The sequence below is a fragment of the Arthrobacter sp. Ld5 genome (assembly GCF_051172775.1).
In the GTDB taxonomy this organism is placed as follows: Bacteria; Actinomycetota; Actinomycetes; order Actinomycetales; family Micrococcaceae; genus Arthrobacter_D.
Genome location: NZ_JBPKBO010000014.1, coordinates 210,600 through 235,399 on the forward strand (window position 1 = coordinate 210,600; position 24,800 = coordinate 235,399).

General features: G+C 70.6%; 22 protein-coding genes. 10 read left to right on the forward strand and 12 right to left on the reverse strand.

Annotated features, from left to right (window positions below; genetic code table 11):
• Positions 1-36 precede the first annotated feature (36 nt).
• Together ACSGDB_RS05345 and ACSGDB_RS05350 are read right to left on the reverse strand one after the other, a co-directional pair.
• Complete coding sequence (locus tag ACSGDB_RS05345) at positions 37-636, reverse strand: FABP family protein (protein WP_434993403.1); 600 nt, start codon at positions 634-636, stop codon at positions 37-39.
• A gap of 246 nt (positions 637-882) precedes the next feature.
• Positions 883-1,635 (reverse strand): hypothetical protein, encoded by a 753-nt coding sequence (locus tag ACSGDB_RS05350; RefSeq protein WP_434993405.1) that lies wholly within the window; start codon positions 1,633-1,635, stop codon positions 883-885.
• Positions 1,636-1,816: 181 nt separating this feature from the next.
• On the opposite strand from ACSGDB_RS05350, the gene ACSGDB_RS05355 reads away from it, so the two are divergent.
• The 5 genes from ACSGDB_RS05355 (at position 1,817) to ACSGDB_RS05375 (ending at position 7,962) form a co-directional block, all read left to right on the forward strand.
• Entirely contained in the window at positions 1,817-2,524 is a 708-nt protein-coding gene (locus ACSGDB_RS05355; protein WP_434993407.1) for a winged helix-turn-helix transcriptional regulator, read from the forward strand.
• Positions 2,525-2,723: 199 nt separating this feature from the next.
• Positions 2,724-3,695, forward strand: coding sequence for a mycothiol synthase (mshD, locus tag ACSGDB_RS05360; protein WP_434993409.1), 972 nt, complete (start codon positions 2,724-2,726; stop codon positions 3,693-3,695).
• A 74-nt stretch (positions 3,696-3,769) separates the two neighbouring features.
• A complete protein-coding gene (locus tag ACSGDB_RS05365; RefSeq protein WP_434993411.1) occupies positions 3,770-5,992 on the forward strand; it encodes an RNA degradosome polyphosphate kinase in 2,223 nt (740 codons plus the stop codon).
• The gene (locus tag ACSGDB_RS05370) at positions 5,992-6,957 is read left to right on the forward strand and encodes an NUDIX hydrolase (RefSeq protein WP_434993412.1); all 966 of its coding nucleotides are present in this window, start codon (positions 5,992-5,994) and stop codon (positions 6,955-6,957) included. The genes ACSGDB_RS05365 and ACSGDB_RS05370 overlap by 1 nt, the downstream gene beginning before the upstream one ends.
• A gap of 159 nt (positions 6,958-7,116) precedes the next feature.
• Positions 7,117-7,962, forward strand: coding sequence for a 4'-phosphopantetheinyl transferase family protein (locus tag ACSGDB_RS05375; protein ID WP_434993414.1), 846 nt, complete (start codon positions 7,117-7,119; stop codon positions 7,960-7,962).
• Between the two features lie 219 nt (positions 7,963-8,181).
• On the opposite strand, the gene ACSGDB_RS05380 is transcribed toward ACSGDB_RS05375, so the two are convergent.
• Entirely contained in the window at positions 8,182-9,549 is a 1,368-nt protein-coding gene (locus ACSGDB_RS05380) for a M1 family metallopeptidase (protein WP_434993415.1), read from the reverse strand.
• Positions 9,546-13,460 carry a Pls/PosA family non-ribosomal peptide synthetase gene (locus ACSGDB_RS05385; RefSeq protein ID WP_434993564.1) on the reverse strand — a complete coding sequence of 1,305 codons (3,915 nt, stop codon included), beginning with the start codon at positions 13,458-13,460 and terminating at the stop codon, positions 9,546-9,548. The genes ACSGDB_RS05380 and ACSGDB_RS05385 overlap by 4 nt, the downstream gene beginning before the upstream one ends.
• Positions 13,461-13,642: 182 nt before the next feature.
• Between ACSGDB_RS05385 and ACSGDB_RS05390 the strand changes: the two genes are divergently transcribed.
• The 3 genes from ACSGDB_RS05390 to asd are packed head-to-tail and all read left to right on the forward strand — an operon-like array spanning position 13,643 to position 16,181.
• Positions 13,643-14,422 carry a thymidylate synthase gene (locus ACSGDB_RS05390; protein ID WP_434993565.1) on the forward strand — a complete coding sequence of 260 codons (780 nt, stop codon included), beginning with the start codon at positions 13,643-13,645 and terminating at the stop codon, positions 14,420-14,422.
• Complete coding sequence (locus ACSGDB_RS05395; RefSeq protein WP_434993416.1) at positions 14,419-14,982, forward strand: dihydrofolate reductase; 564 nt, start codon at positions 14,419-14,421, stop codon at positions 14,980-14,982. Before ACSGDB_RS05390 ends, ACSGDB_RS05395 begins: the two co-directional genes overlap by 4 nt.
• Positions 14,983-15,041: 59 nt before the next feature.
• Complete coding sequence (gene asd, locus ACSGDB_RS05400; RefSeq protein ID WP_434993418.1) at positions 15,042-16,181, forward strand: aspartate-semialdehyde dehydrogenase; 1,140 nt, start codon at positions 15,042-15,044, stop codon at positions 16,179-16,181.
• 420 nt (positions 16,182-16,601) lie between these two features.
• Here asd and ACSGDB_RS05405 read toward each other — a convergent pair whose 3' ends face one another.
• Entirely contained in the window at positions 16,602-18,293 is a 1,692-nt protein-coding gene (locus ACSGDB_RS05405) for a DUF222 domain-containing protein (protein WP_434993420.1), read from the reverse strand.
• Positions 18,294-18,462: 169 nt separating this feature from the next.
• On the opposite strand from ACSGDB_RS05405, the gene ACSGDB_RS05410 reads away from it, so the two are divergent.
• Entirely contained in the window at positions 18,463-18,891 is a 429-nt protein-coding gene (locus tag ACSGDB_RS05410) for a hypothetical protein (protein WP_434993421.1), read from the forward strand.
• A gap of 61 nt (positions 18,892-18,952) precedes the next feature.
• Here the strand turns inward: ACSGDB_RS05410 and ACSGDB_RS05415 are convergent, their stop codons facing one another.
• The 5 genes from ACSGDB_RS05415 to ACSGDB_RS05435 all read right to left on the reverse strand — a co-directional run bounded on the left by ACSGDB_RS05415 (position 18,953) and on the right by ACSGDB_RS05435 (position 22,221).
• Positions 18,953-20,044: a UDP-N-acetylmuramate dehydrogenase gene (locus ACSGDB_RS05415; RefSeq protein ID WP_434993422.1), complete on the reverse strand. Its 1,092-nt coding sequence runs from the start codon at positions 20,042-20,044 to the stop codon at positions 18,953-18,955.
• Positions 20,041-20,481 (reverse strand): MaoC family dehydratase, encoded by a 441-nt coding sequence (locus ACSGDB_RS05420; RefSeq protein WP_434993423.1) that lies wholly within the window; start codon positions 20,479-20,481, stop codon positions 20,041-20,043. The genes ACSGDB_RS05415 and ACSGDB_RS05420 overlap by 4 nt, the downstream gene beginning before the upstream one ends.
• 2 nt (positions 20,482-20,483) lie before the next feature.
• Positions 20,484-20,933, reverse strand: a complete 450-nt coding sequence (locus tag ACSGDB_RS05425; protein WP_434993424.1) for an FAS1-like dehydratase domain-containing protein — start codon at positions 20,931-20,933, stop codon at positions 20,484-20,486.
• Positions 20,934-21,024: 91 nt separating this feature from the next.
• On the reverse strand, positions 21,025-21,255 hold the full coding sequence (locus ACSGDB_RS05430; RefSeq protein WP_434993426.1) for a hypothetical protein: 231 nt from the start codon (positions 21,253-21,255) through the stop codon (positions 21,025-21,027).
• A 33-nt stretch (positions 21,256-21,288) separates the two neighbouring features.
• Complete coding sequence (locus ACSGDB_RS05435) at positions 21,289-22,221, reverse strand: DUF2797 domain-containing protein (RefSeq protein ID WP_434993427.1); 933 nt, start codon at positions 22,219-22,221, stop codon at positions 21,289-21,291.
• 225 nt (positions 22,222-22,446) lie between these two features.
• On the opposite strand from ACSGDB_RS05435, the gene ACSGDB_RS05440 reads away from it, so the two are divergent.
• A complete protein-coding gene (locus ACSGDB_RS05440) occupies positions 22,447-22,869 on the forward strand; it encodes a pyridoxamine 5'-phosphate oxidase family protein (RefSeq protein WP_434993429.1) in 423 nt (140 codons plus the stop codon).
• 8 nt (positions 22,870-22,877) lie between these two features.
• Here ACSGDB_RS05440 and ACSGDB_RS05445 read toward each other — a convergent pair whose 3' ends face one another.
• Entirely contained in the window at positions 22,878-23,948 is a 1,071-nt protein-coding gene (locus tag ACSGDB_RS05445) for an ATP-dependent DNA ligase (protein ID WP_434993431.1), read from the reverse strand.
• 112 nt (positions 23,949-24,060) lie between these two features.
• On the reverse strand, positions 24,061-24,627 hold the full coding sequence (locus ACSGDB_RS05450; protein ID WP_434993433.1) for a type 1 glutamine amidotransferase domain-containing protein: 567 nt from the start codon (positions 24,625-24,627) through the stop codon (positions 24,061-24,063).
• Positions 24,628-24,800: the final 173 nt, after the last annotated feature.

A 24,800-nucleotide genomic window follows, 5' to 3' on the forward strand; every position in this document is an offset into this window, starting at 1 on the left:
GTTCCGGGTGTTGCTCGTGAGGATGCTCCTGACGCGTCAAGAGACCTTGGTGAGGATCGCGGATGCGTGCGCCTCGAGGGAGTTGCCCTGGGCGGCGACGTCCCAGCGCCAGTAGAGGTTGCCGTCCACGAGGCCGAACAGCCGGGTAGCCGCCGCGTACTCCTTCGAATGCTGGCCGCGCATCACGAGGTCGGTGCTGAGCTGGATCTGCGGGCCCTTGATGCTGCCGTAGTAGAGCTCGGCGATGCCGCCGGGATGCACCACGGTGGCCGTGATGTCGAAGCCGCCGGAGTCGTTGCGGAACTGCTCCACCTCATCGGCGGTCTTGAGGGCCGGGACGATGTCCGCGGGGCTCAGGCCGGGCCCCACGTCGGAGTCGTTCAGTTTCCGGTCGAGGGCCCAGAATCCGGTCTCGGCGGACAGCGGGCGCAGCTGCGCGCCCTGCTCGTCGATGAGCCACGACTCGGCGCTGTACTGCAGGTACGGGAGACCGTTCTGCGAGAAGACGACGCGCTGGGAGAAACGCTCCGACTCGGCGGTCCCCTCACCGAGCATTCCCGTCCCCTCCCAGGTTCCGAGGAGCCACGACAGTGGGACGAGCTCGGGTGTCAGGTCGGTGGGCAGGTCGATCGACATGGGACCTCCGGGGTCGGTCGGCTACTTCTGGCCCTTGTACAGGCGCGTGATGACGAGGGCGGCGAAACCGGCCATGCCGAGACCGGCGACGACCAGCAGCGAGATGAAGAAGATTTCAAGGGCAAGGATGGACATGCCCCCATCCTAACGCCCGGTACGGACGGCCGAGGAACGCCCGCAGCGGGCATCCGCCCAGGCCTGCCTCGACCTGTCCCACCGGGGGCCGATGGCGCCCGGCGGCCCGGCTCAGGCCAGGAACAGCGTGTCGAGGAAGTACACGACGGCGCCGATGGCGAGGACGGGCGTGATGCCGGCGGCGATGGCAGCGATGCGGTCGATCGGCGCCTCCCGGGCGACGAGCAGCCTCCGCGTGCCGGCGATCACGGCACCGCAGGCGATCCCCACGGCCGCTGCGGCGAGTGCCGGCACATCGGTGAAGAGCAGCGCACCGAGCGGTCCCGCGAGTGCGGCGAGCACGACGGCGGCGGGGGCGACGAGGCGGTCCGGCAGGGGCAGCAGGCACACGGCGATCGCGATGAGGATGCTCACGCCGGTCACGAGCGTCATGCCGGAATCGGCGGCGTTGACAGCCAGCCGGTCCGTGGCGACCCAGCCCGCGCCCATGCCCACGACCACCACGCCGGAGCTCGCCCCGAGGGTCGATTCGAGCCGGAGGCTCTGACCGGTCCCGCGCAGGAGCTGGATCATGAAGACCGCGCCGACGCCGAGCGCCACGGAGACCGGGAACCAGGTCAGGTGGAGCGGCCCGGGCACGGTGGCGGCGAGGACGACGGCGAGCAGTGCGGCGAGGCCGATCGCCGCGGACAGGCTCTTCCGGGCCGGTACGCGGAGGATGCGGGGCCAGCCGATGGCGGCCAGGAGGCACAGGACGCCGACGGCCACGGCGACCGCCGTTACGGAGATGTAGGAGGACGCGACGATCGCACCGGTCGCGATGGCCGCGGCTCCGGCCGCTGCGGCCACACTCGTCCTCTTCACCCCAGCAATACTGCCCTACCCGTGCTGGTGCGCCGAAAAGCGCACCCCCGGGCGCCGTCGCGCGTGTGGCTCGTCACAGGCGGCGGCTATACTTGACCAAATTTCGGACGTCCCCTCCTCCCAGCCCGGGAGGACGGCGCCCCTGCCCGATGATGCGCACCCCCCTACCCGTGGAGGACCCATGCCGCACATCCTGATGCTCACCAATACCACCGGCTCGTCCGTCGACATCCTGCCGGCCCTGGAACTGCTCAACCACAAGGTGCACATCCTCGCGGCGGAACCCACGGCGCTCCTCGAGACGGAACCCTGCGACGTCGTCCTCGTCGACGCGCGCAAGGACCTCGTCGGTGCGCGGTCCCTCACCCAGCTGCTGAAGGCCACCGGCCTAAGCGCGCCCCTCGTCCTCGTGCTCACGGAGGGCGGCATGGCGGCGGTCGCCGCGAACTGGCTGGCGGACGACGTCGTGCTCGACTCGGCGGGTCCCGCGGAGGTGGAGGCACGGCTGCGACTGGTGATCGCCCGGTCGGCGGCGGCGGGCCAGGAGGCGAGTACCGAGATCCACGCGTCCGGCGTGGTGATCGACGAGGCCAGCTACACGGCGCGCGTGGGCGGCGAGCCCCTGAACCTGACGTACAAGGAGTTCGAGCTCCTGAAGTACCTCGCGCAGCACCCCGGCCGGGTGTTCACCCGCGACCAGCTCCTGCACGAGGTGTGGGGGTACGACTACTACGGGGGCACGCGCACCGTTGACGTCCATGTACGGCGGCTGCGGGCGAAACTCGGCGCCGACCACGAGCAGCTGATCGGCACCGTCCGGAACGTCGGGTACCGCTTCACACTGACCCGCCTGCCCGAGGACCGGTCGTCGGTCGACCAGGACGCCTGACCCCACGCGAAAGCCCCTTCCACCCGCGGGTGGAAGGGGCTTTCGGTGGTCCCGGCGGGCCGGGCCGAAGTGGAGGACATACGGGTCGAACGTATCGCGGGCGCCCCACTGGCGCATCCCCCTCGAGCAGTTCCCGACACTACCGCACCCGGCGGGCGAGCACCAAACCGTGCGGCGGTCGCAGGACTAGGCTGGGTTCATGACCGCCGCTCAGCACGCCCCCACCTGGACCGTCGGCAGGATCGCCGGTGGCCCGCCCACGGACGTCGTCGAGGAGATACGCAGCCTCGCCGCGTCCGCCGCCGAGGCGGACGGCAACCCGCCGCTGTCCGAGCAGACCCTCCTCACCCTCCGTGCCCACGATGCCGGCGACCGCCTGCTCGTCTTCACGGCGCGCACCTCCGAAGCTCCCGACAGCGAACTCGCGGGGGTCGCCGTCGTCACGCGCGGATCCGAGGACGGCGCGGTCCTCGAACTCGTCGTCCGGCCGGACTGCCGCGGGGAGGGCGCCGGGACGGCCCTGATCGAGGCGGTCCTCGCCGAGGGGATCACCGGCCTCCGCGGCTGGTCCCACGGCAACCACTCCGCGGCAGCGGACCTGGCGGAACGCTTCGGCTACGCCCCCGTACGGGAACTCTGGCGGATGCGCCTGACCCGCGCGGCCGTCACCGAGACCGTCCCCCCGCTCCGACTGCCCGACGGCGTCGTCGTGCGGCCGTTCGTCCGCGGGCAGGACGAAGCGGCGTGGCTCGCGGCCAACGCGGCGGCCTTCGCGCACCACCCCGAACAGGGCGCGACGACGCGCGCGGACCTCGAGGCGCGGATGGCCGAGGACTGGTTCGACGCCGAGGGCTTCCTGCTGGCCGTGCGAGAGAGCGACGACGCGCTGCTCGGCTTCCACTGGACGAAGGTCCATCCCGCGACCGGGGGACACCCGGCGATCGGCGAGGTGTACGTGGTCGGCGTGACGCCGGAGTCGCAGGGCATGGGTCTCGGCAAGGCGCTGACGATCGCCGGCGTCGAACACCTCCACGGCCGGGGGCTGCAGGCCATCATGCTCTATGTCGACGCCGACAACACGGCCGCCGTCGCGCTCTACCGCAGGCTGGGCTTCACGCGCTGGGATGTCGACGTCATGTACGCGGCCAAGGTGACGCAACCCACCTTGTAAGGTTGATTCGAGGCGTCCCGGGCCGATCGGAGCGGGGTTCCCGCCACCATGACCACCACGCTGCAGGAGACGCAATGGATTCACGAACCAAACGCCGGGGTGCGTCTCTGTACGGGTCATCCGAGACGGCTCCGGCCCGGGCCACCCAGGACCGCATCGACATCCCGGAGTTCGCTCCCAGCCTCCTGCCGTCCGGTGACATCGGAGCGGACCGTTTCCTCGACCGCGAGATCAGCTGGCTCGACTTCAATGCGCGCGTCCTCGAACTCGCGGAGGACCCGGAGCTCTTCCTCCTGGAGCGGGTCGGCTTCCTGTCGATCTTCGCGTCCAACCTCGACGAATTCTTCATGGTGCGGGTGGCCGGCCTCAAGCGCCGGATCGCGACGGGGCTGGCGGTTCCCTCCGCGGCGGGCCTCAGCCCCATCGAGCAGCTCGAGAAGATCATGCATGACGGCTACCAGCTGCAGCAGCGCCACGCGGCCGTGTTCGCCGAGCACATCCGGCCCGCCCTCGCGCGGGAGCAGATCCACCTCACCACGTGGGAGGAACTGGACGACGCCGCACGCGCCGAACTGCACACGGTCTTCGCCGAGAAGGTCTTCCCGATCCTCACGCCGCTCGCCGTCGACCCCGCCCACCCGTTCCCCTACATCTCGGGGCTGTCCCTCAACCTCGCGGTCGTGGTCCGCAACCCCGTCAGCCAGAAGGAGCTCTTCGCCCGTGTGAAGGTTCCCGACCAGCTGCCGCGCCTCATGTCGGTGGACGGACCGCGTGCGGGCAACGTCGCAGGACGCATCGCGCGCTTCATCCCGCTCGAGGAAGTGATCGCCGTCCACCTGGACCAGCTCTTCCCCGGCATGGAGGTGCTCGAGCATCACCTCTTCCGCGTCACGCGCAACGAGGACCTCGAGGTGGAGGAGGATGACGCCGAGAACCTGCTGCAGGCCCTCGAAAAGGAACTGCTGCGCCGCCGGTTCGGGCCGCCCGTCCGCCTCGAGGTCACGACGGACATCAATCCGAGCATCAGGGCGCTGCTCTCGCGCGAGCTCGGCGTGGAGGAGGACGAGGTCTTCAATCTCCCGGCCCCCCTGGACCTGCGCGGCCTCAGCGTGATCGCCGGCATCGACCGCGGGGACCTGCACTTCCCCAAGCACGTCCCGCACACGAGCCGGTACCTCAACGAGAGCGAGACGTCGAAGGCGGCGAACGTCTTCGCGGCGATGCGTCGGCGGGACATCCTGCTGCATCACCCGTACGACTCCTTCTCCACCTCCGTGCAGGCGTTCCTGGAGCAGGCGGCCGCGGACCCGAAGGTCCAGGCCATCAAGCAGACGCTGTACCGGACGTCGGGCGACTCCCCCATCGTCGACGCCCTGATCGACGCCGCCGAAGCCGGCAAGCAGGTGCTGGCGCTCGTGGAGATCAAGGCACGCTTCGACGAGCAGGCGAACATCTCCTGGGCCCGCAAGCTGGAGCAGGCCGGCGTGCACGTGGTGTACGGCATCGTGGGGCTCAAGACCCACTGCAAGCTCTCGCTCGTGGTGCGGCAGGAGATCGACGGCCTCCGGCGCTACTGCCACATCGGCACCGGCAACTACCATCCGCGGACCGCCCGGTACTACGAGGACCTCGGCCTGCTCACCTCCAACGAGCAGGTGGGCGAGGACCTGTCGCGCCTGTTCAACCAGCTGTCCGGATACGCCCCGAAGTCCACCTTCAAGCGCCTCCTCGTGGCGCCCCGGTCGGTCCGCTCGGGCCTGATCGATCGCATCGAACGGGAGATCGCGAACAAGCAGGCGGGGCTCGCAGCACGCGTGGTCATCAAGGTGAACTCGATGGTCGACGAAGCGATCATCGACTCGCTCTACCGCGCCTCGCAGGCGGGCGTCCAGGTGGACGTGATCGTGCGTGGCATCTGCTCCGTGCGTCCCGGAGTCCCCGGGCTGAGCGACAACGTGACGGTCCGCTCCGTGCTCGGCCGGTTCCTCGAACATTCGCGTGTCTTCGCCTTCGCCAACGGCGGGACGCCTGCGGTGTTCATCGGGTCGGCGGACATGATGCACCGCAACCTCGACCGCCGGGTGGAAGCCCTCGTGCAGCTGAGTTCGGCGGAGGACATCTCCTACCTGATGAACCTGATGGACCGGTACATGGATCCCTCGGTCTCCAGCTGGCACCTCGACGAGACCGGCTGCTGGACCCGTCACCACAAGGACGCCGACGGCGTGCTGCTCGAGGACATCCAGTCGTCCCTGCTCGCCTCCCGTGCCCGCCAGCGGGCAGTGTCCCGCCGCTGATGGCTCCATCCACCAAGTCGGCCGCGACCACCACGGCGACCGGCAGCCCTGCCGTCGTCGCTGCCGGAACCCTGTGCTGGCGGATCGAGAAGGGCTCGCTCGAGGTCCTCATCATTCACCGCCCCCGGTACCACGACTGGTCCTGGCCGAAGGGCAAGCTCGATCCGGGCGAGACGACGCCCGAATGCGCCGTCCGCGAGACCTTCGAGGAAGTGGGGCTGCGCGTGAGCCTCGGCGTCCCGCTGGCGACGATCACCTACCTGGTGAACTCCGGCGACAAGACCGTGCACTACTGGGCGGCGAGGACCGAACGGGCCACCCCGGTGCCGGACGGCAGTGAGGTCGACGAAGCGCGCTGGGTGTCACCCGAGGAGGCGCGCACCGCGCTGAGCAACCCGACCGACGTCGTCCCCCTCGACGCGCTCATCGAGGCGCACCGCGCCAAGAACCTCCAGACCTGGCCCCTGATCGTGGTCCGCCATGCGAAGGCCAAGCCGCGTTCCTCCTGGAGCAGGGCGGAGGGCGAGCGGCCCCTCGCAGCCACCGGCCGGCGGCAGGCCACCGCCGTGAGCCGCCTGCTCCAGGCGTGGACGCCCGAGCGGGTGGTGAGCAGCCCCTGGGTGCGGTGTGTCCAGACGATCTCGCCGTACGTCAACCAGCGCAGTGCGAAGCTCAAACTCGTCGACGCCCTGACGGAGCATGACGCCGTGAGGAAGCCTGCACGCACGCGGGCCGTGATCGAGCGACTGCTGGACAAGCGCAGGCCCGTGGCGATCTGCACCCACCGCCCGGTGCTCCCGCTCGTCCTCTCGGTGCTGCGCGGCCACATGCCGGATCACCTGCACGAGCTCCTGCCCGTCGACGACCCGCATCTCGCGCCGGGCGAGGCGGTGGTGTGCCAGGTGAGCAGCGCCAACCAGGGGCGCATCGTGTCCATGGAACAGTTCCGCGCCTACGACGACTGACCACAGGGCCCGGCCCCTGATCAGTCCAGTCCGTGGCAGGAGAGCGATCGCTCGCGTCCACGCCCCGTTCACCCGGGGCGCCTACCGTCGATCCCTCGATTCCGCTCCTGAGTCCCGGGCGGGATGGCCCCGAGGTCCTGTGTCGGAGACGATGGTGCTGTGAAACCCCCTCCCGGGCCCCCGGCTCCCGGTACGTCGTCGGGACCGCCGGGCACCGTCCTCCGCCTGCAGCGGACCGGGCCGGCGTCCGACCTCCCGTCCATTACCGCCATGCTCCGGGTCCTCGACGACGTCGAACGGGCACGGGCGGGCCTGACCGCCGATGCCGCGCAAGCCGCCTCCTTCATTGCGGGACGATACCTGCTGCGGTGCCTCGTCGCCGACGTGCTGGGAATCCGGGCAGGCCGTCCTGTTTCCTGCTTCGAATGCCCGGCCTGCGGACCGACCGGGGTACCGGATCACGGCCGGCCGACGTACCTGCTCGACGGCGAACGCGTGCCGCTGGCCCTCAGCCTGTCCCGCGCCGACGGCTTCGTGCTGCTCGGAGCGCTCGGAGCGTCAACGACGGCCTGGTCCTCAGGGCCAGCCGGGACAGCCGGGCTCTCCGGGCTCTCCGGGCTCTCCGGGCTCTCCGGGGCAGTCCGGACGCCCCGGAGAGCCCGGACACCGTCATCGCATACCGCCCGGTCACCGTCTCGACCCGGGCTCGGCGTGGACCTCGCTGCAGTCGCCGCGGTGGACTTCGAGGGTTTCGACGACGTCGCCCTGACTCCCGGGGAGCGGACCATGGTCGATGGGCTCGGGTCCGATGACCGGAAGGCGCTCCGCGCGCGCCTGTGGACTCGCAAGGAAGCCCTCGTGAAGGCGTCGGGCACGGGCTTCACCGATCGCGGTCCGGACGCGGTCCAGGTGCTGCAGGAGCGAAGGGTGACCGACCTCACCTCGATCGGCGGCGAGGCGCTGGAGCCGCTGGGCCTCGTGGCTGCCGTCGCCGTCGACCCCTGAGGACCGGATCGGCTTCCGGCGACCAGTCCGGCGAAGCCGCCAGCACGTCCGGGGCCGGACGGTGCGGATCCGCAGCCCGGGCACCGGTCGGCCAGCGTCGCAGGACCTGCACAGGGCGGGTAGCGGACCGCCCAGGTCCATAGCTCCGCCACGGGCCCGCCCCCGGCACAGGGCGGGTAGCGGACCGCCCAGGTCCGTGGCCCGGGCACCGGACGCCCGTCACAGGGCGGGCAGCGGCCTCGAGAGCAGCCATGGCACCAGGAGGTCCCCGACACCGGCGCCGGGAAGCGTCCGCACCGCGAACGCGATGAAGTCCGCCGTGGTGGCGGTCCCGTGGCGGTGCTCCGCGGACCAGGAGCGCAGCAGTGCGAAGAAGGCGTCGTCGCCCGCGGTCTTCCGGAGCGCATGGAGCGTGAGGGCGCCGCGCTTGTAGACGCGGTCGTCGAACATGTCGACGGCGCCGGGGTCGGCGAGGACGAGGTCCTGGGGTGCCCGGCTGAGGCGCTGGTGCGTGGACCGTGCGTGGGCGTCCGCCGTCGTCGCCCCGCTGGCCTCGGACCAGATCCATTCGGCGTAGCAGGCGAAGCCCTCGTGCAGCCAGATGTCCTGCCAGCGCGCGGCCGTGACGGAATTGCCGAACCACTGGTGCGCGAGCTCATGGGCGATGAGCCGCTGCGCGTCCCAGCCCCGGTCGAGGTGGTTGCGCCCGATGATGGAGAGCGTCTGCGCTTCGAGGGGTATCTCGAGGTCGTCATCGGCGACGACCACGAGGTACTGCGGGTAGGGGTAGGGCCCGAAGCACTCTTCGAACACGGACATCATCTGGTGCTGGCGGCCCAGCGACGCCTTGGCAGCGGGAGCGAGGGACGGGGGCACGGCGGCGTACAGCGGGACGGGAGTGCCCGCGGGTCGCTGCGCTCCCAGGGCTGGCAGGCCGACGACGGGCTCCGCCGGGTCGTTCAGCGCCACAAGCGCGTACCGACCGATCTGCACCGTCGCGAGGTAGGTGGCCATCGGTTCGGCCTGCTCGTAGGTCCAGGTGGTCCGGCTGGAGCGGTCGACCCGCGAGACGAGGACGCCGTTGCAGACGGCGCGGTAACCGGCATCGGTGGTCACCGCGATGCGGTAGGCCGCCTTCTGGGAGGGGTGGTCGTTGCACGGGAACCACGACGGCGCCCCGGTGGGCTGCCCGGCCACGAGGGCGCCGTCGGTCAGTTCCTCCCACCCGATCTCGCCCCAGATCCCGGTGAGTGGTCGGGGGTTGCCCTCGTACCGGATGTCCAGCCGGAACGTGGCACCGGCCGGCACCGGGTCGCGGAATCCGATGACGAGCTTGCCCGCACGGTCCTTGAAGGACCGGATGCGGACGGTGTCGGAGGTGATCCGGGTGGTCCGGAGGCCCCGGAGGTCGAGTTCGACATGGTGGAGTCCCCGGCGCGCGGTGACGGCCAGGACGGCCCGACCGGTCAGCCGGTTGGTCGAGAGCCGATAGTCGAGGGAGAGGTCGTAGTGGTCGACCCGGTAGGAGGTGCTGCCGTTGGTCGGGGTGTACGGGTCAGGTGAAAAGCTCTCGGAACTGGTGCTCACGCACCGTCTCCCGGACCCGCCCAGGAGCTGACCGGGTTTCCCATCCAGTAGGTGCCGGCGGGGACGGTCTCGCCGCGCATCACGAGCGACGCCGGTCCCACGGTGCCGCTCCGGTCGATCCGGGCTGCAGGCAGGATCACACTGTGCGGGCCGAGGGTTGCTCCGGCGGCGAGCTCCACGGTGTCCATGCTCATGATCCTGTCATGGAAGAGATGGGTCTGCACGACGCACCCGCGGTTGACAGTGGATCCGGGGCCGAGGCTGACCAGGTCCGCTTCGGGCAGCCAGTAGCTCTCGCACCACACCCCCTCCCCGATCTTCGAGCCCAGCGCCCGCAGCCACCAGACCAGCGACGGCGTCCCGCTGGCGGCCCGCGCGAACCACGGGGCGCTGACGCTCTCGATGAACGTGTCCACCACCTCGTTGCGCCAGATGAAGGAGCTCCAGAGCGGGTGCTCCCCCGCCGTGATCCGGCCGACCAGCAGCCACTTCGCGACGACGGCGCTCGCGGCGGCGACGGCGCCCAGCACCGTGAACACGACGCCGCTCAGCAGGGCCGCCACGAGGTAGCCACCCCACAGCGCGAGCGCGTCGAAGGCCATGAGGGCCGCGGCGGCGATCATCCCGGTGAGGATGACCGGCACCACACGACACAGCTCCCAGAACGCACGCGCCGCCTTCAGGCGCGCGGGAGGCCGGAACGTGCGGCTCTGATCCGCTGTGACGGCGAGCCGGCGCAGGCGGGAGGGCGGGCTGCCGAGCCAGGAGCTGCCGGCCTTGGCCTTCGGCGGCGTGGCCGACAGCACCGCGACGAGCGAGTTCTTCGGTACGCGCCGTCCCGCCGACGTCATGCCCGAGTTCCCGAGGAAGGCACGCCGGCCGATCTTCGCAGGGGCGATGCGCAGGTACCCGCCACCGAGCTCGTAGGAGGCCACCATGGTGTCGTCCGCGAGGAAGGCGCCCTCGCCGATCGTGGTCATCCTCGGGATGAGGAGCACGGTGGAGGCCTCGACGTTCCGCCCCACCCGTGCTCCGAGGAGCCGCAGCCACACGGGGGTGAACAGGCTCGCATAGAGCGGGAACAGGAGATCCCGCGCCATGTCGAGGGTGCGCTCGGTGGCCCAGATCTGCCAGCCGATCCGGCTGCGCGCGGGATAGTGGCCCTCCCGCAGCCCGATGCCCAGCAGCCGGATCGTGGCGAGGACGAGCGCAGCGGTGACGACGAGCCAGAGGACGGCGGCGAGCGCCACCGGTCCCACGAGGGACGGCCACGCCGAGGACAGGGACGGGGCGCCGTCCAGGGCGGCCACCACGGGGAGCACGGCGACGACGGCGGCCGCGTACGGGATGAGGGCGAGTGCGCCCGAGGCGGCGGCGAATGCCAGGAAGGACAGACGGGAACGCAGCCGTGAGCGGGTCGGCGGGGCATCCGGCCAGTCCTGCCTGGCCCTGCCCGCGCGGGTGGCGGGCGAACCCGAGACGAGCTGTCCGGGCCGGACGACGCCCTGCACCGCCGATCCGGGCGCCACCTCTGCGCCGTCCCCGATGCTTGCACCCGGCATCAGCGTGCTGCGTGCACCGACCACCGCTCCCGCACCCACGGTGATCCCCCCGATGTGGATGCGATCGCCGTCGATCCACCAGCCCGAGAGGTCCACCTCCGGTTCCACGGACGCGCCGGCTCCGAGGGTGAGCAGGCCCGTCACCGGCGGGACGGAGTGGAGGTCGACGTCGGACCCGATGCGCGCACCCAGCGCCCGCGCGTAGAACTGCACCCAGGGTGCGCTCGCGAGGCTCACCGCCCCGACGCTGTCCGAGATCTGCTCGGCCAGCCAGAGCCGCAGGTGCACCCTGCCCGACCGCGGATAGACACCGGGCTCCACGCCGGACAGCAGGAGGCGGGCCGCGAGGACGGACAGACCCATGCGGCCGAACGGGCTGACGAACACGAGCCAGGACAGCGCCACCCACCACCACGGGAGGGTGGTGTCCGAGGTGAGGACCCCGAGCCCGGTGAGGAGGTTGCCGGCGATCATCGCGTACGTGAGCCAGCGCATGCCCGCGAGGAACTGCAGCGGGATGCCCATGATGGTCTGGAAGACCTGTGACCTGCGCGCCGTGCGCAGGACGGCGCGTTCGGGCGCGGCGGCCTGCTCGCCGCCGTCGCCTGTTCCTGCCGCGAAGGCGGCGAGCGCCCCGAGCCGAGGATGGGCGTAGATGTCGGCGACGGTGACCACCGGGTAGCGGGTGCGGATCAGCGACACGAGACGGGCGGCCGCGAGGGATCCGCCGCCGTGCAGGAAGAAGTCGGCGTCCTCGTCGACGGGTACGGTGCCGAGGACGGCGGCCCACTGGTCCGCGATCCACCGGACGCGGGGGTCGAGGTCCTCCAGGGTGCCGGGGCCGCCCGGGTCGTCGATGCCGGAGAGCGGCCAGGGCAGGGCGTTCCGGTCCACCTTCCCGCTGGTCTTCGTGGGCAGGGCGTCGGTCACGGTCAGCAGCGGGACGAGCGCTGCGGGCAGTTCCCCGGCGAGCAGCGCGCGCAGGGCCGGGAGGTCGGGGTCGCCGTCGGCCGGGACGAGGTAGCCGACGAGGAGCTGGTTGCCCGACGGCGTCGTCCGGACGGCGGCGGCGGCACCGGCGATCCCGGGCAAAGCCTGAAGGGCCGCATCCACCTCACCGAGCTCGATGCGGCGCCCGCCGAGCTTCACCTGGTCATCGGCCCGGCCCATGAAGACCAGCCCGGCCGACTGCAGCTGCACCAGGTCGCCCGACCGGTACGCGCGCCGCCAGCCGAGCGTGGGCATCGGTGCGTACTTCTCGGCGTCCTTGGCCGGATCCAGGTAACGGGCCAGTCCCACTCCCCCGATGATGAGCTCCCCGGTGCCGCCCTCCGGGACCGGTGTGCCGGACTCGTCGACGACGGCGAGATCCCAGCCGTCCAGGGGCAGTCCGATGCGTATGGGGCCCTCCCCACCCAGGCGTGCGGCGCAGGCGACGACGGTCGCCTCGGTGGGCCCGTAGGTGTTCCAGACCTCGCGGTCGTCGACGGCCAGGCGCTGCGCGAGGTCCGGCGGGCAGGCCTCCCCGCCGAAGATGAGGAGGCGGACGTTCTCGAGCGAGTCGGCCGGCCACAGCGCCGCCAGCGTGGGCACGGTGGACACGGCGGTGATGCCGCGGGTGATCAGCCAGGGACCGAGGTCGACGCCCGTCCGGACGAGGGCGCGGGGCGCGGGCACGAGGCACGCGCCGTGCCGCCAGGCCAGCCACATCTCCTCGCAGGAGGCGTCGAAGGCGACGGACAGGCCGGCGAGCACGCGGTCGGCGGGCCCGAGTGGTTCGTCCTGCAGGAACAGGCGCGCCTCCGCGTCGACGAACGCGGCCGCGGAGCGGTGGGAGACGGCGACGCCCTTCGGTGTGCCCGTGGACCCCGAGGTGAAGATGATCCAGGCGTCGTCGTCCGGTGTGGGGTCACCCGGGAGTCCCCGGCGTGCGCCCGGCCCGGCGACCACCGACAGGCCGTGTCCGACGACGACGCCGACACGGGCTTCCGCGAACACGACACGGGCGCGTTCGTCCGGGTCGTCGGCGTCGACCGGCACGTAGGCCGCTCCCGCCGCGAGGACGCCGAGGATGGCGATGTACAGCTCGTTGGTGCCCGAGGGAAGGCGCACCCCGACGGTGTCGCCACGGCCCACGCCGACGGCGCGCAGGGTGGCGGCGAACTGCTCGGCAGCGGTCACCAGCTCCGTGTAGCTGAGGTCCCGGGTGCCGTCGTCGAGCGCCGACGCGCTGGGGTGTTCGCCGGCCGTGGCCCGCAGGATGTCGAGGAGCGTGCGGGGCGCCGGCGCCCGGCCGGACGCCGTGAACCGCGCGGCGGCGGGTGCGGCGCTGGTCTGGGGCGAGGGGATGGTCACGGCTGGATTCTTCCGGTGCGAAGTGAACAGCAGGTGAGCGGCGACGCCGTCGCCTGCACGGCCCGGGGGTAGTCTACCCGCGGCGGTCGCAGCCGTCCGGGGCGGTGGGTTCGTCCTAGACTGGCCGGGTGAGCACTCCCATCCCCACCCCCTACGAGGACCTGCTGCGCGACGTCATGGCGAACGGCGCGGCCAAGAGCGACAGGACGGGCACCGGCACCCGGAGCGTGTTCGGCCGGCAGCTGCGTTTCGATCTCAGCGAGTCCTTCCCGCTCGTCACCACCAAGCGTGTGCACTTCAAGTCCGTGGCGCTGGAGCTGCTGTGGTTCCTCCGCGGCGACTCCAACGTGCGCTGGCTGCAGGAGCGCGGCGTGTCCATCTGGAACGAGTGGGCGGACGAGGACGGCGAGCTCGGCCCCGTCTACGGTGTCCAGTGGCGGTCGTGGCCCACGCCCGACGGCGGCCACATCGACCAGATCGCCCAGGTGGTCGAGGCGCTCCGGACGAACCCCGACTCCCGCCGCCATCTGGTCTCGGCCTGGAACGTCTCCGAGCTGCACAGCATGGCGCTGCCGCCGTGCCATGTGTTCTTCCAGTTCTATGTGACCCCGGGCGTGGACGGTGGCCCGGGCCGGCTCTCCTGCCAGCTTTACCAACGGTCCGCGGACACGTTCCTCGGGGTTCCGTTCAACATCGCCTCCTACGCACTGCTGACGCTGATGGTCGCCCAGCAGACGGGCCTCGAACCCGGCGAGTTCATCTGGACCGGCGGGGACGTCCACGTGTACGACAATCACGTGGAGCAGGTCGCCGAGCAACTGTCGCGGGAACCCTACCCGTACCCCCGCGTCGAGCTGAACCGGAAACCGGACACCATCTTCGACTACGCCCTGGAGGACTTCGACGTGATCGACTACCGGCACCACCCCACCATCAAGGCACCGGTGGCGGTATGAGCACGGTCTCTTCGCCCGGCACCCTGAGCGTCGCGGATGCGGTCGGGTCCCGTCCCGTGATCGGCATGATCTGGGCGCAGACCGAGGACGGCGTGATCGGCAGGGACGGCGGTATCCCCTGGCACGTGCCCGAGGATCTGGCGCACTTCAAGGCGACGACGACGGGGCATCCCGTGATCATGGGGCGGCGTACGTGGGAGTCCTTCCCGTCGACGGTCCGTCCCCTGCCGGACCGCACGAACATCGTCGTCTCCGGGTCCGGCGCGGACCTGCCCGGCGCCGTCGTCGTCGATTCGCTCGATGCAGCCTTCGAGGCTGCCGGGGCCAGCCCGGGCGCCGAGGAGATCTGGGTCATCGGCGGCGGCCGCGTGTACGCCGACGCCATGTCGCGTGCCAATGCCGCGCTCGTCACGGTCGTCGAATCCGCAGCGGAGGGCGACACCGTCGCGCCACTGCTCGGAACGGAATGGTCGCTGGCGGCCCTGACGCCGGAGACGGGCTGGCTGGAGTCGGCGAAGGGGATCCGCTACCGCATCAGTCTCTGGACGAAGCAGGGCTGACACGGAAGGCCCCGGTCACAAACCGGCGCCGTGGGGAGCCTCCGCCTAAACTGGAAGGCATGACTTCAGCACCCGAGAGTTCCGCTCTGCCCTCTGTCGGTTTCGTGGGCTGGCGCGGCATGGTGGGCTCTGTCCTCATGCAGCGCCTCCAGGACGAGGGCGACTTCGCCAGGATCAACCCCGTGTTCTTCTCGACCTCGTCGGCCGGGGGTGCCGCGCCGCGGTTCGCGGAGGGAACCGGCACCCTGCAGGACGCGTACGACGTCGAGACGCTCGCCAAGCTGCCGATCATCGTCACCGCGCAGGGCGGGGACTACACGGCCGAGGTCTACCCCAAGCTGCGCGATGCAGGGTGGCAGGGCCTCTGGCTCGACGCCGCCTCGACACTGCGCATGGAGCAGGACAGCATCATCGTCCTCGACCCGGTCAACCGGGACGCCATCGACGCCGGGCTCGCGCGTGGGGTGCGTGACTTCATCGGCGGAAACTGCACGGTCTCCTGCATGCTCATGGGGCTCGGCGGTCTCTTCCGCAACGGCCTCGTGGAGTGGGGCACCTCGATGACCTACCAGGCCGCCTCGGGTGGAGGCGCACGGCACATGCGGGAACTGCTCAACCAGTTCGGTGCGCTCCATGGCACCGTGGCCGTCAACCTCGACGATCCCGCCTCCGCCATCCTCGACATCGACCGCGCCATTCTCGCCAAGCAGCGGCACCCGAGCCTCGAAGCGAGCCAGTTCGGTGTTCCCCTGGCCGGGTCCGTCATCCCCTGGATCGACAGCGACCTCGGCAACGGTGTGTCCCGGGAGGAGTGGAAGGCCGGAGCCGAGACCAACAAGATCCTCGGTACCGCCACGCGCATTCCCTTCGATGGTCTGTGTGTCCGTGTGGGGGCGATGCGCTCGCACTCGCAGGCGCTGACCCTGAAACTGACGCAGGACCTGCCGGTCAGCGAGATCGAGTCCATCCTGGCGGCGGACAACGAGTGGGTGCGCGTCATCCCGAACACGAAGACCGAGACGGTCGCCGGCCTGACACCCGTAGCGGCGACCGGATCGCTGGAGATCCCCGTCGGCAGGATCAGGAAGCTCGAGATGGGGCCGGAGTACATCAGTGCTTTCACGGTGGGTGACCAGCTGCTGTGGGGAGCAGCCGAGCCGCTCCGACGGATGCTGATGATCGCCACCGGCAACCTCTGAGGTCCCCCGGCGGACGCCGCGCGTCCTCGGGGTCGGTTCGGCCGTGCTCTCGACCGTCCGGGGTCGGCCGGTCCGACTCGTGATCGTCCGGGACCCCGCCCGGCGACGCCGGGAGCGCCCGGCCGCGGCCGGGGGCGCCCGGGGGCGGCCCCGGAGCCCTTGAGCCGCCGCTGTCTCCTCGCGACGTGTCGATCCTGTGAGCGCCCCGCGACGTGTCATCCCGGTGAGCGCCCCGCGACGTGTCACTCCTGCGAGCGCCCCGCGACTTGTCACTCCTGCGAGCGCCCCGCGACGTGTCATCCCGGCGAGCGCCCCGCGACGTGTCACTCCTGCGAGCGCCCCGCGACGTGTCATCCCGGTGAGCGCCCCGCGACGTGTCATCCCGGTGAGCGCCCGGGCCGAGCGGTTCCGCTGTTGTTCTCACGGCGCCGCGTCCATGGCACCGACCGGTGACCCGGGCTCGGCGTGCCAGTACCTGTTGCGTCGGGCGGTGGTCCCATGGCGGTTGAGATGTCGCGGTGGGGCGAACCACGGTATGCCGTTGTGCGACACGACGGTCCAGAGACCGTCGTGGATGGTGTGGTGGTGGTGCGCACACAGCAGGACTCCGTTGTCGATACTGGTGGCACCCCCGCGGGACCAGGGCGCGAGGTGGTGCGCCTCGCACCAGCTGGCTGGAACAGTGCAGTCCGGGAAAGCACAGCCGCGGTCACGTGCAACCAGCGCCCGACGCATGTGCGGTGGGAAGAGCCGTCCCGCACGGCCGATGTCGAGGATCTGCCCCTCACCGCCGAGCACGAGCGGGATGAGGTCGGCGTCGCACGCCATCCGCCGAATGGCACGGGCACTCAGTTGCTCTGCGAAGACGGTGCGCCCGGTTCCGCTGCCACCCGTCCCGCCGGCGAAGCACGCATCAGCCAGGGTGCCCCGATCGCACACCTCCCGACCACGGTCCTGTGTCCCCATGCTCCCTGAAGCACTCGTTCGTCCGGCGCTCGTGTCACAGAGCTCGCCGAGGAGGTCGCGGTAGTCGATGGTGACCATCACCTGGGGCCGATGGCCGCCGGTGGTTGGCAGCGCGGAGGTGGACAGGGCGATCCTGCACGCGCCGACCAGTCCGTCGAGCAGGCTCTGTGCCCGGGTCGGGCTGTCCGGTCCGGCCGCCGGCAGGGATTCGACAGCCCCACCGTGGAGCGGAGCTCCAGCAGCGCCGATGCCCGGAGAGTCGTCCGGTGTGCAGCCGCGGGCAGACCCCGGGGTGCGGTCCACCCGGGTGCGGGGGTTGGTGGCGGTGGTCATGGCTGTGACGAGATGCTCGTACTGTTCGTCCGTGGCGCCGATCTCGAGGATCCGCAGTCCATTGCGGCGACCTCGAAGAAAAACGCCCTGGCGACTCCGTAGGATCTTCTCCGTCGGTTCCTGCCCGTCCTGGTCCAGAACGGTCTCCCAGCGACGGGCGACGACGCGCAGCACATCCTCGTCGGACTCGAGCGCCTGCAGTGTGAGATGCTGCTCCATCGATACGAGATGCTCGGGAGCAGCAAGACAGCGAACCCGCTCGACCGCGGAACAGATGGTTGTCGCCGCACGCCCGCTCAAGGTACCTGCGGCGAACGCAGCACCCACAGCCGTCGACGGTGCCTCGACGGGCGCTCCCGTCGGAGAGACGCCGGGCAGCACCCTGTGTGCGAGGTCCAGCCTGCGCTTCGCCTCAGCGCGACTGATCCCCAGTCGAACCCGCAGGTAGTCCGCGCAGGTCCTGGTGCCGGCCGCATCATCGGCGGTGCGGTCCGCGGACATCCGCTGCCCGGTGGCACCGACTGTTCCTGGCCTGCCGAGGGACTGTTCCGCTTGCGCCTGGAGCGAACCGGCATCACCCGGACTGTCCCCCGACGCCGGCCCCCTCTCCTCCGCCATGCCCGCGGCAAGAACCTGGAGGTAGTCGACGACCCGGGAGATATCCTCGACGTCGACCAGCATCTGCAGCACGTCGGTCCGTGACAGCATCCGGCCCCGAACCGTGAGCGAATCGGCCACGTGCACCAGCGCAGTGTGCACGAATCCCAGGGAGGGTCCCGGGTCTCCTGCGATCTCCATCGGTGCGACAGCCATACCTGATTTTATCGAACACGCGTTCTATTCATCGGCTCGACCCCGGTATGTGGACAAGTCGACGCCCACCCCTCAGCGCCACGACGCCGACCCGCAACAGCCGACGCCGTTCATCCGCGCCGCAGCACGATCGCGTGAAAAGGTCGGAGGGTCCAGGGAGGATGGGCGCATGGATCCCGTGAACGCAGACATCGTCCTCCGGCGCTTCTTCGCGGCCAGTGGCCATACGCGGCACCCCGAGAGCCTGCTGCGATACGAGCGGGTCCAGGACCACCTCCGCGCCTACCTCGAGCACGTCGCCGCGACCAGGCTCACCGGCGCCGAGCAGGAGCTCCTCGCGCTCGAACGCCAGTTCGGCACCGAGGACCCGTACGTCAAGGTCATGGGCGCGCGGCAGCTGCTGCATGCCCTGCCCGAGTTCCTGGCACCGCCGCAGCTCCTCCCGGACTTCCACGACCGCCTCGCGCAGATCAGCGTCGCCTCGCGTCTTGCCCAGTGGCTCTGCTCACGGCAGCTCGTTCAGCGGGACGACAGCTGGCACGACGTCGTCCTCACCCGTGCCGCTGCCGAACAGGCGCGACGCTCGCCCGCCCGCTGAGAGGACCTGTCAGCGGACAGCACCGGACCGACGGGTGCGCGAACCATCGACGGAATCGACGTCAGAGGGAGCAGTCGATGAGCAGTGGCTCGGGCTCCAGACGGATACCGAAGGCCCGCTCCACCCCGTCGCGGACGAGCCGCGCGACGGACAGCAGATCCGCTGCCGAGGCGCCGCCCCTGTTGGTCAGGGCGAGCGTGTGCTTCGTCGAGAGGGATGCACGGCCGCCGGCAGCAGCGAAGCCGTCGTCGTCCGCGAGACCGAACCCCTTGGAGAACCCGGCGTGCTCGATGAGCCAGGCGGCACTGAGCTTCACCGAGCCGTCCTCGCCGGCCGGATACCGGGGCGCGTCCGCCGGCAGCCGGTCCGCGACGTGCTGCGGGACGATCGGATTGGTGAAGAACGATCCTGTGCTCCAGGTATCCGGGTCCGGCGCGTCCAGCACCATCCCCTTGCCCGCCCGCAGCCGGAGCACCTCACGGCGCACGTCATTGGCGTAGGCACGCGCGCCGACCTCGACGCCGAGTACCCGGGCGAGCTCGGCATACCGGATCGGGGTGCTCATGCGGCCGAGTCCGAGCTGGAACTCGACCGTGAGCACCACATAGCGGGGGGACCCGTTGACGGTACTGCGCTTGAGCAGGGAGTCCCGGTACCCGAACTGCAGTTCGAAATTGGTGAAGCTCTTGATGCTGTCCGCCTTCCGGTCGAAGGTCCGGACCGTGGCGATGGTGTGGGACACGTCCGAGCCGTAGGCCCCGACGTTCTGCACGGGCGTCGCGCCGGTGGACCCCGGGATGCCGGAGAGGGCTTCCAGGCCGGTGAACGCGTGCAGCACGGTGTACTTCACGAGGTCGTCCCAGTCGTGGCCGGCCTGCACCTTCACCATGACGCCACCGCACGTGGCGTCGTCGTCGTCGACCGTGAACCCGCTCGACGTGATGCGGACGACGGTGCCAGCGAAACCGTCGTCACCGATCAGCAGGTTCGATCCGCCGCTGATGATCAGCAGCGGATCCCCGGCGGCATCGGCGGCGCGGACGGCCTCGACGATCTCCTGTTCGGTCGAGGCCTCGACGAGCGTGCGCGCAGGACCTCCGACGCGCGCCGTGGTGAGATCGGCCAGGAGCGTTCCGGTCAGGGGCACGCTCATGGCAGCCTCACCACGGCCTGCGCCTTCACGAGCACCTTCTGGCCGCCGAACGTCACGGTGAGGTCGATGCGCGCCGTCGACCGCTCGGGGTCGATCGCCCCGACGACGCCGGTCACCTCCACCACGGCTCCGGGCTCCCCGGGCCGCGCCGTGGTGTCCTCCACGACGACGGGCTTGGTGAAGCGCGTCTGGTAGTCGACGACCGCGGCGGGGTCGCCGGCCCAGTCGGCCACCAGCTGCACGACGGCGCCCATGGTGAACATCCCGTGGGCGATCACGCCGGGCAGCCCGACACCCTCGGCGAACGCCTGGTTCCAGTGGATCGGGTTGAGATCCCCCGAGGCGCCCGCATACCGGACGAGGTCCTGGCGGGTGATGTCTATGGTGGTGGAGCCGATCTGCCGGCCCACCTCGAGTGTGCTGATGGATACGGTCATGGCTACTGGTCCTCCCCACGGACGAGGAGGGACGACGTCGTGGTGGCCGTCGGCTCGCCGTCGACGGTCGAGATCTCCGCACGCGTGGTGATCATCGCTCCACCGCCCATGGCCCGCACCTGATCCACGTGGAGTGCGGCGACGAGTTCGTCCCCGGCGAGGATCGGACGGTGGTGGATGAAGCGTTGGTCGGCGTGGACCACGCGCGTGAAGTCGATCCCCGCAGTCGGGTCCGCGATGAGCTGCGCGTCGGCCCGCTGGGCCACGATGATCGCGAACGTGGGCGGGGCCACGAGGTCCCTATGCCCCAGCGCCCGGGCGGCATCGAGGTCGTAGTGCGCCGGGTGCGTGGCCTTGACGGCCCGGGCGAAGTCACGGATTGCCTCGCGCCCCACGGAGTAGGTCTCTCCCGCGGGGTAGCTGCGCCCCTGCAGGTCTGGGTCGATGGTCATGGTTCCTCCGATGGAAACGTCGTCGGGCGAGCGGGCAGTCGTGGCTGAAGGCGCGGGAAAGGGACGGCGTCCGCCGTCGGACCGTACCGGCTCAGCGCCGGTCCCTGAGGCGGCGACGCGTGTCGCGCGAGCGCACCACGAGGCCGGCGATGTGGCACACCATCCCGACCACGATGACCGGGATGCCGGTGTAGACGAGCCCGCTCCGGTCCGTCATGGCTCCGACCACGGCAATGAGGATGCCGAGCGCCGTGGTCACCAGTGCGGAGACCACCAGTTTGCGGTACAGGTCCGAGCCGGTCTCCCAGGGCGTATTCAGCATGCACCGATTCTACTGCCGCCCGCCTCCCGGTCCTCAGAAGAGCGCTTCCTGGACGGCCGGCACCGGCGTCCTGAAGTCCCCTGCCCGGAGCCGCCGGCCCTTGAGCTGGGAGAGATCCGCGACGAACACGAGGTCCGCGCCGTCGATCGCGACGAGCGCCGACGGACCGAGTACCGCGCGGACGGTGACGCCGTGCCGGCCCTGGCCGAGCGGCTCCGGATACGGCTGCAGGCCCCGGTGTCGGAGAACGGTGGACCACGACGGCGGCGGCTCGAACTCCTCGTGGACCACCTCGAAGCCCTCTATCCCCATCCCACCGGACAGTAGTCCGCGGGCCGCCAGTGCGAACCCGTCGTTGAGGCGCTCGAGCTCGACCGCAGGGAGCGGGGCACACAGGGACGCCGCCTTCGTGGCGGATCGCACGGCCTGCGGCAGACCGACCGTGCGGGTGACCTCGTCCTCGAGGATCCGGACGACCCGCCCGTCCCGGGCGTAGGCGACGAACTGTGCGACGACGGCGCCCTGCTCCACGAGGCGCGCGCGCTTCCGCAGGTCCGACGCCGTCCCGACCTTCGTCGAACCGTCGGCGAAGGTGGCGACGTACAGCCAGTGGGGTTGGTCGAGATAGCGCTTCAACCCGGCGGGGGCGATCCCGGAGCGATGGATGTCGTGCATGAAACGGAGGTCGTCCTGCGCGAAACAGCGCCCGCACTGATAGCCACGCTCCGCCGGCGCCTGGCCCGCGCACCCCACCCACGTGCGATCGTCCCGCCCATGGACCCGGTGGAAGCCGAGGCAGAACCTCCCCTCGGCAGTGACCTCGAAAGCCAGTCGCGTGCCGGGAGCCAGCGGGACATCGTGCCCCTCGTCCTCCGAGCCCGGATTCCCTGCCGTTGCCTCGCGCAGGGACAGCACGGGCCCTGACTCGTGCCAGGCCACGCCGCTGCAGAGGTAGGTGGGTTCCACACCTACAGCCTAGGGGCCCCCGCCGACATGGGATCGGGCCGCGCGGCCTCCGGCGGATCACCGGCGGAGGGTCGTGCGCCTGGCTGCACCGGCGTCGTGCCTGGGCCGGCCGGCCGCGCACTCGGGTCGCACGGCTCTGGTGCCCGCATCGGGCGTCGGGGACACTGGCTGCACCAGCCACGCGTCCGCCCGACCGGACGCCCCGATGTTCAGGAGGAGCACGCCATGGAAAGCGACGAACGCCCCGGAACGGTCCTGTCCGAAGCCGAGGCATGGGACCTGCTGAAGCGCGCTGAATACGGTCGACTGGCCTTGAGCGTCCTGGGCGAGCCGGACATCTACCCGCTGAACTTCGTCGCGCACAACGGGGCCCTGTTCATGCGGACGAACCCGGGGACGAAGCTGGCCGAACTGACGGTGAACGAGCGCGTCGCCTTCGAGGTGGACGAGGTGTCCGACGACGAGGCCTGGAGCGTGGTGCTCAAGGGCACGGCCCGCGTGATCGTCTCGCAGTCCGAGGTGGACGCGGCGGACATGCTACCGCTCAGGCCCTGGATCCCGACGCGGAAGTACACCTATGTGGAGATCACGCCGACGTACATCCACGGTCGCCACTTCGAGCTCGGCGAGGAACCGGATCGGTACTGAGCCGCAGGTCACCCCGTAGCCCCGGCCCCGCCCGTCAGGACGCGGCTGAGGTCGTAGGCCGCCGGCAGGTCGAGCTGCCCGAACGTGCACGAGCGCGCCTCCCGGTCCGGCCGCCACCGCTCGAACTGCACGGTGTGGCGGAAGCGGTCGCCCTCCATCTGGTCGTACCTCACCTCCACGACGCGTCGCGGGTGCAAGCGGATGTACGAGACGTCCTTCGCGGCGGCGAACCGGCTTCGTTCGGTTGCACCGAGTTCCGCCACGCCGTCGCCGTCGCGCAGAACGTCCTGCTCCAGCTCGTCGACCAGCTCCAGCCGGCGGGCATCCGAGAACGCGGAGATACCACCCACGTTCCGCAGCGCGCCGTCGTCGTCGTAGAGACCGAGCAGCAGTGAACCCACACCCTGCCCCGATGCGTGGATCCGGTAGCCCAGCACCACGGTGTCGGCACTTCGATGGTGCTTCACCTTGAGCATGCGCCGCTTGTTCGGTTCGTAGGCTGCGGCGAGCGGCTTCGCGACGACGCCGTCGAGGCCCGCGCCCTCGAACTCGACGAGCCAGCGCCGCGCGAGGTCGACGTCGTCGGTGACCTGTGAGAGATGGACCGGGGGCGAGAAGAACCCACCGATGTCCTCCAGCGCTGTCCGGCGCTCACGGAAGGGGATCCCCGTGAGGTCGGCGCCGTCGAGGGCAAGGAGGTCGAAGGCGATGAACGACGACGGCGTCTGGCCGGCCAGGAGCCGCACCCGGCTCTCCGCGGGATGGATCCGCTGCGACAGGGCGTCCCAGTCCAGCCGCTCCGCCCCGGGCCGTCCCCTCCGCACCACGATCTCCCCGTCCACGACGCAGCGTTCCGGGAGATTCTCGAGCAGTGCATCGACGAGCTCCGGGAAGTACCGGGTGAGCATCTTCGAGCCCCGGCTGCCGATCTCGCACGTGCCGTCCGCGATCCTCACGATCGCCCGGAAGCCGTCCCACTTCGGCTCGTAGACGAGGCCGCCGGGCACGGCGTCCTGCTCCGGGACGGCGGCGACGGCCTTGGCGAGCATGGGACGGACGGGGAAGGGAAGATCGGTCATGCTCTGATCCTGTCCCATCGGCCCGTCGTTGACCATGCTCGCCCGGCGCTCACACAGAACACCGCAGGGCCCGCCGGACGGCGGACCCTGCGGTGTTGGTCGGTGGCGCGCGCTACGCCGTCTGGCCCTCGTGGGGGCCTTCCTCGATCTCCTCGAGGAGCTTGTCGTTGAAGGCCTCGAGGTCGTCGGGGTTCCTGCTCGTCACGAGCCCCTGGTCCACGACCACTTCCTCGTCGCTCCAGTTGGCGCCCGCGTTCCTCAGGTCCGTGGCAAGCGTGTGGTAGGACGTGAGGTCCCGGCCGCTGACCACGCCGGCCTCGATCAGGAGCCACGGTCCGTGGCAGATGGACGCGACAGGCTTGTGCTGCTCGAAGAAGGCACGGGTGAACGCCTGGGCATCCTTGTCGACGCGCAGGAAGTCCGCATTCACGACGCCACCCGGCAGGACGAGGGCGTCGTAGTCGTCGGCCTTCGCCTCGGCCACGGCGAGGTCCACCTCGAAGGTGTCACCCTTGTCCATGCCGTCGAAACCCTGCAGGGTCCCGGTCTTGGGCGAGACGAGCGTGGGAATGCCGCCCGCTTCCTTTACGGCGTTCCAGGGGCTTGTGAGCTCGATCTGCTCCACCCCGTCCGTCAGCAGGAACGCGACCTTCTTGCCGGAGATGTTGTGTTCGGACATGCTGTTCTCCCTTCCGTGGAGCGATGCTGTCGTACCGGTTCCAGCCTAGGAAGCAGCCCGATCATAAGCAAGCTGAGCATAGGGCGGTAGGAATGCCGTCCGGCGCCGGCTTCGTGAGCGCGTCCTTGGTCTTCGCCGCTCCGGGTTGGATGATGGGCTGCTACGGGTGCCGC